Consider the following 9,256-nt stretch of genomic DNA (forward strand, 5'->3'; position numbering starts at 1 on the left):
TATGACCAATAAACGAATGAGCGATGGGCCAGATTGGACATTTGAATTACTACAACAATACCAAGACGAAATTGCCCGCGTGGCTGAACATTATCGCCTCGATACTTATCCTAATCAGATTGAAGTGATCACCGCAGAACAAATGATGGATGCCTATTCCAGTGTTGGTATGCCTATTGGCTATAGTCACTGGTCTTATGGTAAAAAATTTATTCAAACTGAGCAAAATTACAAACGCGGACAAATGGGATTGGCTTATGAAATTGTCATAAACTCGAATCCTTGTATTGCTTATTTAATGGAAGAAAATACCCTTCCAATGCAGGCTTTAGTGATGGCGCACGCTTGCTACGGGCACAACTCGTTTTTTAAAGGTAATTATTTATTTAAAACATGGACTGATGCCAGCTCTATTATTGACTACCTATTATTTGCAAAAAATTATATTGCTCGTTGCGAAGAAAAACATGGCATTGATGAAGTCGAAAACCTACTTGATTCATGCCATGCACTTATGAATTACGGTGTCGATCGTTATAAACGCCCACAGCAAATATCTTTATTTGAAGAACAAAAACGCCAACAAGAGCGCGAAGATTACTTACAATCACAAGTGAACGAACTTTGGCGCACAATACCTTCACATCAACAGGAAACTAGAAAACACGAGCGTCATTTTCCTTCAGAGCCACAAGAAAATATTTTGTATTTTATAGAAAAAAACGCGCCATTACTGGAATCTTGGCAACGAGAAATAATTCGTATTGTGCGTAAAATCTCACAATATTTTTATCCTCAAAAGCAAACCCAAGTAATGAATGAAGGCTGGGCAACGTTTTGGCATTATACTATTTTGAATCACTTATATGATGAAGGGAAACTCACTGACTCATTCATGTTAGAGTTTTTACAAAGTCATACTAATGTTGTGTATCAGCCCCCTTACAATAGTAATTATTATTCGGGTATTAACCCTTATGCGCTGGGTTTTAATATGATGGTGGATATCCGCCGTATTTGTGAAAACCCTACCGAAGAAGATAAACAGTGGTTTCCAGAATATGCCGGGAGCAACTGGTTAGATACGCTGCACTTTGCAATGGAAAACTTTAAAGACGAAAGTTTTATTAGTCAATTTTTATCACCCAAACTTATCCGTGACTTTAAATTATTCACTATTATCGATCACGAAAAAGATCCGAATCTACAAGTTGGTGCGATCCACGATGAAAGCGGCTATCACGCGGTACGGACTGCGCTCTCAGCACAATATAACCTCAGTAATCACGAACCCAATATTCAGATCTATGATGTTGATATTAGAGGTGATCGCTCTTTAACCTTGCGCTACGTGCCACATCAGGATATTCCACTGGCAAAGTCTCACCATGAGGTATTAAAACACCTTTACAGACTATGGGGCTTTAAGGTAAAACTGGAACAAGAGTCAACTTCTGGCGAATTGAATATACTCGGGCAATGTCCATCAGATGATTCACGCCATACAACAGAGTGAATAGAATGGATAAAAAGCTTCTCGTACTAATTGATTCAGTAGAATTTGCACGTACTGCTATTTTGCACGCGAAACACAAAGCAATTGGTAAGCAAAAACATATTGATATTGTCGCCTTTGCCTATGAAAGTGCTGGTAATATTTTGTTCTCGCCGCCAGCTGAACAATTGCAAGTAATTCAAGAAACAAGGTTGGCTACTCTCAAAAAAGAATTAGTACCACTACTTGAAAGCGAATTGTCAGAATCAGATTATTCATTAAATATTATTTGGCATGAAGCGCCCGAGCAATGGTTAGCCAATGAGAGTGACTTTGAAAACTATGAGATGGTGATAAAAACGCGCCATATTGACGAACATTGTCAATTTAGTGAACTTGACTGGCAGTTGATCCGCTTTACCCCACTACCACTTTATTTAGCTGCGGATAATACCTGGCGCAATAACACCAATGTGTTAGCTGCACTTGATTTAGGTAGCGAAAAAGCCACTAAATACAAACTAAACAAAGATATGATTGAAACTGGTTTAGCTTATTCCAAGCATTATGACTGTCAGTTTTATACTTGTTATACCGTTCATGTTTCCCCAATTTTAAGAGACTTAGGCATTGTATTTTCAGACGAACAAGTACTGAATGCTTTTGAGAAACTACCTGTCATTCAACGTAATTTAATTCTTGAGCACGATCTTAAAAATAACCTTCACATAAAAGCGGGCTTAGCCGAGCAAGTGATCCCAAGTATTGCAGCTAAGCTTAATGCAGGTCTTGTGATCATGGGCTCAGTAGGCAACATAGGTATAAAAGGTAAGTTAATTGGCAATACCGCTGAAAAAGTTATGCGGTTACTAAAAACAGACTTGCTTATTTTACCTCCTGAATGTTAGATAATTGCTAGTGATAATATAAAAAATGACGCATTTTGCGTCATTTTTTATGCCTATTAAAAGCAACCTAGTTTGGCTAGTTAAACCTTTTACTATTGTGCCTTAAAGGCTTTTTATACTCATCAAGATTAACTCAAATCTTTATACGCCGTGATACAGTTTCTGCCATTTTCTTTTGAAAAGTAAAGAGCTTTATCTGCCGCTTCAATCCATTTTTCATAGCGCTCAAATTCATCTTGAAAACAGGCAAAACCAACACTTACCGTCATTTTAATTTGTTGTTCGCCAAAGTAAAAAGATGAATTTTCAATTAAACTACGCAAACGCTCAGCAAATATCTCAGCACCTTTGCGATCCGTGTCCAACAGCGTTACCGCAAATTCTTCGCCGCCATAACGACCTGCAATGTCTGTTTCACGCAATGTTTTACGCAGTAAATCAGCAATGTTACGCAGTGCTTCATCGCCACAACGATGGCCATGTTCATCATTTACTTTTTTAAAGTGATCGATATCAAACATCAATAAAGTACTTGTGCCACCACTGCGTTTGATCCTAAGAAATTCTTTGCGTAGGGTATCTTCCCAATGACCTCGATTAGTCAATTTTGTTAGTGCGTCTGTTTGACTCATTTGTTCAAGTTTACGATTTACTTCTTCGAGCTCTTTTTTATTCACCGCCATATCAGTTACATCATAAAGAATGATACAAATATGGCCAACTTCTCCCATCGTATTTGACAGAGGAATAAATGTCGCGTTTTGAAACATATGGTCTGCTTTACCCGTGATTGGACGGTAATTTTTAAAGCGGAAAATGTATGGCTGCTGTTCCCAAATAGTAAATGAGCGATTTTTCAAAATAAACACAGACTCTGATTTACTGCGAAACCACTTTTCATCAATTGATGGAAATAAATCAAATAAATCTTTATCTTTTACTGCGCTGGGTAACATACCCGAATGGTTTTCCATAAAACCATTCCAAATACACACTTTATAGTCCCTATCTAATACCACTAAACCAACATCTACGGTATTAAACATATCCATTAACCAATGGATTTCATTCATATTAAAATCAGCAGCAGGCATAATGTTAGTCTTCTAATAGGTAAGCAACTTTGTATTTCAAAGTTTTTAGTGAGTCTTCGGTAAATAACAGCATCAAGTCACAGTTAATATTGTGGTTCTCAATACCATAGCTAATTTCTATTGCCAGAGTACGTTGCCAGCGTGATTTGTTTGCTTTAACTAAATCAGACACATCACAATGTTGCCCTAACACCACTGGGTGTCCTTGGCTAAAGGTCATGTCTAATTGGCGAGATAATCCAGTTAAGATTGCACCTATCAGGATATTACTAATATCCATTAATAACTCCAGCTCAATTTTCTTATTGAGCTCCCCTTGATAGTTCATCAAGGACGCAATTTCTTTAAAGCTAGAATCATTTAGAAGCAACAATGCCTCACCGGATACACCACCACCAATAAAACCTTGGCATACGCCTGAGGTTGTTGCATTAGCATCAATTGAGCGCAGCGCCATATCAAGTTCATTAACTTCGAGAATATTGACATTAGGAATAGGCAGTTCAACAAATACATTTAATAGCCGTGCTAATAAGTCTCCAGCCTGACCCATTGCCACGTTAGTCAGCTCTTGGTATATATCCCTAACATCTGGGTCAACTTGCTCACCTAAGCGGTGTGAGAGCCGCTCGCGCATTGCTTTATCTTTAATTCCATGGTGTTCGATAATGTCGGCAAGCTTTTGGGCATCACATGGTTTTTGAATAAAGTCTATCGCGCCAAGTTCGAGCACCCGTTGATGCGCATTCGGCTGAATATCGCCAGAGACAACAACGGTTAGTATATCCAAGTTTTGCTCTTGAATTGCTTGCAGTACTTCGTAGCCATCCATTTGCGGCATATTTAAATCGAGGAATAAGATTTCCGGGCTTAACGCTTTAATTTGCTCAATACAATGCACGCCATCTTCAGCAAACTCAACTTTAATATCCCAATCATCGGGCAACGAACGAGCTAACTGACGGCGCGCAAGCTTAGAATCATCACAAATTAGTACCGATGTTGACATAGTCTCTCTCTGATTGCTTTTATTTTTATTATTAAAAATGTAAACATTTACCACTGCTTTATGTTAATCAATGTAACCATGCATTACAATTTTAAATTGCATTAAACTCTTGGTGTCCATGAATGATTATAATACACTCAGCCTAATTGCGTTAACTCTAAAGGAAATACCTTATGCTCCGTTCACTCACTTTTGCTTTAAGTGCCTTTTGTTCAATGGCTTTTGCCGCCGATATGACCGAAAATACGCTTGATGCGGGAAAAGTATCAGCACAATCTAAGCCAATCACTTTATTAGGACAAGGCGTAAAACTAGGCGATAAAGCACCAGACTTTAAAGTGGTTGATGGCTCATTCACGCCAATTACTTTAGCCGATTACCAAGGTAAAGCCGTTTTAATAAGCGTTGTTCCAAGTCTTGATACTGGTGTTTGTAGCATTCAAACCAAGCATTTTAACGAAAAGGTTGCATCGCAATTTCCAAATATAGCCATGCTCACCATTAGTGCTGATTTACCGTTTGCACAAAAACGTTTTTGCAAAGCCGAGAACATAGATAAAATTACTGCCTTATCTGATTCAGTATGGCGTGACTTTGGTCAAAACTATGGTTTGATCATTAAAGATATGGGATTACTTACCCGTGCTGTGTTCGTATTAGATGCAAGTCATAAAATTGTTTATAAACAGTTGGTAGCCGATTTATCAACTGAACCAAAATATGACCCTGTTATAAGTGCTTTAACCGCGTTGTAATCTTGCAAATAACAGTCATAAAAAAACCGCCAATCGGCGGTTTTTTTATTGATTGAATTATCAACCCAATAATTCAGCAAGTTGCTGATTAACAGCTTCAACAGCTTGGGTACCGTCTAAACGATGATACTGCGTATTACCCGCTTTAGCTTCCGCTTGGTAATAATCAACCAATGGCATTGTTTGCTCATGGTAAATACCTAAACGTTTACGTACTGTTTCTTCTGTGTCATCAGCACGTATGATCAGATCTTCACCTGTTACGTCGTCTTTACCTTCCACTTTTGGCGGATTGTAAACTACGTGATAAACACGGCCGGAACCAGGATGAACGCGACGTCCTCCCATGCGGTCAACAATAATTTCATCAGCCACATCAAACTCAATAACGTGATCAACAACTACGCCATTTTCTTTCATTGCATCAGCTTGTGGGATGGTACGTGGGAAACCGTCTAGTAAAAAACCTTTTTCACAATCAGCTTTAGTAATACGCTCTTTAACAAGACCTATGATGATGTCATCAGAAATTAACTGACCTGCATCCATTACTTTTTTCGCTTCAAGACCCAGTGGTGTGCCTTCTTTAATTGCAGCACGTAACATATCACCAGTTGAAATTTGTGGAATACCGTACTTATCCATCAAAAACTGAGCTTGAGTGCCTTTACCTGCACCCGGCGCGCCCAAAAGAATAATGCGCATATCATTGTCCTCGTTTGATACTGATTTTACAAAAAGCATATCAGTATGATTTATTATAAAGCTTGAATTCTTCCATAAGCGCCGCAGATACTCAAGCAACTTATACCAATTGACTACGTTGAGATCATAAAAAAAGGGAACCGAAGTTCCCTTTTTATTAAAATGTTAGTTTTTGAGCAATTACTTACTCAAATCTAACATTAATTTATTTAAGCGAGTCACAAAACCTGCTGGATCTTTTAATGTACCGCGCTCTGCAAGCAAGGCTTGATCAAGCAGTACATGTGACCACTGTGCAAATTTGTCTTCGTCTTGTTCAACATTTAAATGCTTAACAAGTTGATGCTCAGGGTTAAGCTCAAAAATTGGTTTTGCTTCTGGAGCAGCTTGACCTACTGATTCCATTAGCTTTTGCATTTGTGAGCTCATGTCGTTGTCATCAGCGACCACACAGGCTGGTGAGTCAGTTAAACGATGCGTAAAGCGTACATCTTTAACATTATCGCCAAGTGCTGTTTTGATGCGCTCAACTAAGCCTGCAACTTCTTTTTCAGACTCTTCTTGCGCTTTTTTGGTCTCTTCATCATCTAAGCTACCTAAGTCTAGGTCACCACGGGTAATTGACTTAAATGGTTTTTCAGCAAACTCGGTTAAGTGGCTCATCATCCACTCATCAACACGGTCACTCATCAACAGCACTTCGATACCTTTCTTACGGAAGATCTCTAGATGTGGAGAGCTTTTCGCCGCAGTGAATGAATCTGCAACAACGTAGTAAATCGCATCTTGGCCTTCATTCATACGCTCAACGTATTGCTCTAATGAAACGTTTTGTGCTTCTTCATCAGTGTGTGTTGATGAGAAACGCAGTAACTTAGCAATCGCTTCTTTATTCGCTGCATCTTCTGCTGGACCTTCTTTGATCACTTGACCAAATTCATTCCAAAATACTTGGTAATCGTCGGCTTTATTTTTCGCCATACGCTCAAGCAATTTTAAAGTACGTGACGTACAGCCCTTACGGATTGCTTGCGTAACTTTGTTATCTTGTAAAATTTCACGCGATACGTTTAGCGGTAAATCGTTTGAATCAAGTAAACCTTTTACAAAGCGTAAGTAGCTAGGCATAAATTGCTCAGCATCATCCATTACAAATACACGTTGTACATACAGCTTTAAGCCACTTTGACGGTCACGATTCCATAAATCAAATGGTGCTTTTTTAGGAATATACAGTAAGCTTGTGTATTCAGTTTTACCTTCAACTTTGTTGTGAGCCCAGCTCAGTGGATCTTCCCAATCATGGCTTACATGCTTATAAAATTCTTTATATTCATCATCAGATAGCTCTGATTTATCACGCGTCCACATTGCTGTGGCGCGGTTAATGCTTTCCCACTCACCAGGTACGGCTGGAATTTTCTCGCCATCTTCACCTTCTGACTCAGGCACTTCGGCTTTGTACATTTGTACTGGTGTTGAAATATGATCCGAGTACTTAGTTACAATACTACGTAGGCGCCATTCATCAGCAAACTCTTTTTCATCTTCACGAAGGTGTAAAGTAATTTCAGTACCACGGCCTGCTTTTTCAATTTCTTCTAGCGTGTATTCGCCCTCACCTTGTGATTGCCATTCAACGCCTTTTTCTTCACCGGCTTTGCGAGTACGAACAGTCACTAAGTCTGCAACTATAAATGCAGAGTAAAAACCAACACCGAACTGACCAATCAGTTGCGAATCTTTGCTTTGGTCGCCAGTTAAGTTTTTGAAGAACTCAGCGGTGCCCGATTTAGCAATCGTACCTAACGAGCTGATCACTTCATCACGAGTCATACCAATACCGTTATCAGAAATAGTTACGGTATTTTTTTCTTTATCGGCACTGATACGTACACGTAAGTCTGCGTCACCTTGGTATAGTTCACCATTTGAAAGTGCTAAAAAGCGTAATTTATCAGCCGCGTCAGAGGCATTTGACACAAGCTCACGTAAGAAAATTTCTTTATTAGAATAAAGTGAGTGAATCATTAAGTTTAATAGTTGTTTAACTTCTGTTTGAAAGCCTAATGTTTCTTTTTGTGCTGCAGTCATTTATATATCTCCAATTTGCAAAGTGTCTGCGTTATGCACTTAATATGGGGCGCGGTTTGTTAACTTCAAGTCAAAAGAGCAAAAAAGTAAGCTATAGCAAGATAAACACGGAAGTTAAGTTGTTTTTTCTTACAATCAAAATGGCTGTGGGCAATGTAGGTGCGTTTGCTTGAAGCTTCGAGGGTGTACAAAAAACAGATCGCTGGCATGTAATTGTAAGCGCTCAGCCAGTTGTTGGCTATGTTGGTTTTTATACAGATCACAGCCAATAATTGGGTGCCCAATGCTCTGACTGTGAATACGTAATTGATGTGTACGCCCCGTCACAGGGGTAAATTGCACTAAAGTACGCGGCGGTGATGTTAAGCGCTGTAATACTAAATAGTCACTGACGGCAGACTTACCCGTCACATTACAAATTTTAACTAATGGAAAGAGTAATTTATCTTTGACTATTGCAGCGTTTATTTGACCTACGTCATTTAATAACCAGCCATCCAACATGGCTATATAGTGTTTTTTTATTGTCCCTGATTGAAACTGCTTATTAAGGAGCTTAGTTGATTCAGAGTTAAGGCCTACAATCATAATACCTGAAGTACCATAGTCTAATCGATGCGGCAATTTAGCTGTCGGAAATGCGGCAGTCAGACCTGGCTGCCCATTCACTAAACGATAATGCACAGAATCCCAATTGGCCGGATTTTTACCAGATAAACTCAGTAAGCCACTGGGTTTATTGATCAATAAAATATCATCGTCTTTATATAAAATTTCCACATGCTCATGACAAACCGATGCAATAAAGTCATCGACAATAGAATGCTGTGGCAAATTTGTATCAGACATTATTTCTCTCATTATTGATTTTATAAAAACGTTGCAACATTAGTATCTTGAAACTAGTTCAATTTCTATCATACACAAAAAAAGTCGGTATGCTGCGCTGTAGTTTGGCTTTTAACTATAAAGGGCGCTAGTTTTCAAGATTAGAAAATGGCAGTGAACGCATGTCGAAGGTTAACACTGCGCTGCTGACAGCTCAAAGCCATTAGCTTTCCTACAGACGTAAAAAAAGCCGCTTCATTTCTGAAGCGGCTTTCTCAATTTGGAGCCTGGCAATGTCCTACTTTCACATAGCAAATGCTACACTATCATCGGCGCTGTTTCGTTTCACTACTGAGTTCGGCATGGGG

8 protein-coding genes are annotated in these 9,256 nt (G+C 39.0%); 3 read left to right on the forward strand and 5 right to left on the reverse strand.

The genetic code is table 11. The features are described 5' to 3' along the window. Position 1 precedes the first annotated feature (1 nt). On the forward strand, positions 2-1,516 hold the full coding sequence (locus H5186_RS20390; protein WP_182794887.1) for a SpoVR family protein: 1,515 nt from the start codon (positions 2-4) through the stop codon (positions 1,514-1,516). A 5-nt stretch (positions 1,517-1,521) separates the two neighbouring features. Continuing rightward, positions 1,522-2,403 carry a universal stress protein gene (locus tag H5186_RS20395; RefSeq protein WP_149982779.1) on the forward strand — a complete coding sequence of 294 codons (882 nt, stop codon included), beginning with the start codon at positions 1,522-1,524 and terminating at the stop codon, positions 2,401-2,403. A gap of 128 nt (positions 2,404-2,531) precedes the next feature. Here H5186_RS20395 and H5186_RS20400 read toward each other — a convergent pair whose 3' ends face one another. Both H5186_RS20400 and H5186_RS20405 read right to left on the reverse strand, forming a co-directional pair. Continuing rightward, on the reverse strand, positions 2,532-3,497 hold the full coding sequence (locus tag H5186_RS20400) for a diguanylate cyclase (RefSeq protein ID WP_182719485.1): 966 nt from the start codon (positions 3,495-3,497) through the stop codon (positions 2,532-2,534). Between the two features lie 4 nt (positions 3,498-3,501). Further along, positions 3,502-4,506: a response regulator gene (locus H5186_RS20405; protein ID WP_149982781.1), complete on the reverse strand. Its 1,005-nt coding sequence runs from the start codon at positions 4,504-4,506 to the stop codon at positions 3,502-3,504. Between the two features lie 173 nt (positions 4,507-4,679). Here H5186_RS20405 and tpx point away from each other — a divergent pair, with 173 nt between their 5' ends. Beyond that, the gene (tpx, locus tag H5186_RS20410; protein ID WP_149982782.1) at positions 4,680-5,261 is read left to right on the forward strand and encodes a thiol peroxidase; all 582 of its coding nucleotides are present in this window, start codon (positions 4,680-4,682) and stop codon (positions 5,259-5,261) included. 60 nt (positions 5,262-5,321) lie between these two features. Here tpx and adk read toward each other — a convergent pair whose 3' ends face one another. From adk to H5186_RS20425, 3 genes are all read right to left on the reverse strand, one after another. Next, complete coding sequence (adk, locus tag H5186_RS20415) at positions 5,322-5,966, reverse strand: adenylate kinase (RefSeq protein ID WP_149982783.1); 645 nt, start codon at positions 5,964-5,966, stop codon at positions 5,322-5,324. Between the two features lie 180 nt (positions 5,967-6,146). Beyond that, positions 6,147-8,060 carry a molecular chaperone HtpG gene (gene htpG / locus H5186_RS20420; RefSeq protein ID WP_182719486.1) on the reverse strand — a complete coding sequence of 638 codons (1,914 nt, stop codon included), beginning with the start codon at positions 8,058-8,060 and terminating at the stop codon, positions 6,147-6,149. Positions 8,061-8,195: 135 nt separating this feature from the next. Continuing rightward, positions 8,196-8,909, reverse strand: coding sequence for an RluA family pseudouridine synthase (locus tag H5186_RS20425; RefSeq protein WP_182719487.1), 714 nt, complete (start codon positions 8,907-8,909; stop codon positions 8,196-8,198). Positions 8,910-9,256: the final 347 nt, after the last annotated feature.

This window comes from Pseudoalteromonas sp. SG41-2 (assembly GCF_014164535.1).
GTDB classification, from domain to species: Bacteria; Pseudomonadota; Gammaproteobacteria; order Enterobacterales; family Alteromonadaceae; genus Pseudoalteromonas; species Pseudoalteromonas rhizosphaerae.

What these genes read in the sequence shown, in the direction of transcription:
- H5186_RS20390 (WP_182794887.1), top strand. Translation starts at nt 2, where the DNA reads ATGACCAATAAACGAATGAGCGATGGGCCAGATTGGACATTTGAATTA.
- H5186_RS20395 (WP_149982779.1), top strand. Translation starts at nt 1,522, where the DNA reads ATGGATAAAAAGCTTCTCGTACTAATTGATTCAGTAGAATTTGCACGT.
- H5186_RS20400 (WP_182719485.1), bottom strand. Translation starts at nt 3,497, where the DNA reads ATGCCTGCTGCTGATTTTAATATGAATGAAATCCATTGGTTAATGGAT.
- H5186_RS20405 (WP_149982781.1), bottom strand. Translation starts at nt 4,506, where the DNA reads ATGTCAACATCGGTACTAATTTGTGATGATTCTAAGCTTGCGCGCCGT.
- tpx (WP_149982782.1), top strand. Translation starts at nt 4,680, where the DNA reads ATGCTCCGTTCACTCACTTTTGCTTTAAGTGCCTTTTGTTCAATGGCT.
- adk (WP_149982783.1), bottom strand. Translation starts at nt 5,966, where the DNA reads ATGCGCATTATTCTTTTGGGCGCGCCGGGTGCAGGTAAAGGCACTCAA.
- htpG (WP_182719486.1), bottom strand. Translation starts at nt 8,060, where the DNA reads ATGACTGCAGCACAAAAAGAAACATTAGGCTTTCAAACAGAAGTTAAA.
- H5186_RS20425 (WP_182719487.1), bottom strand. Translation starts at nt 8,909, where the DNA reads ATGTCTGATACAAATTTGCCACAGCATTCTATTGTCGATGACTTTATT.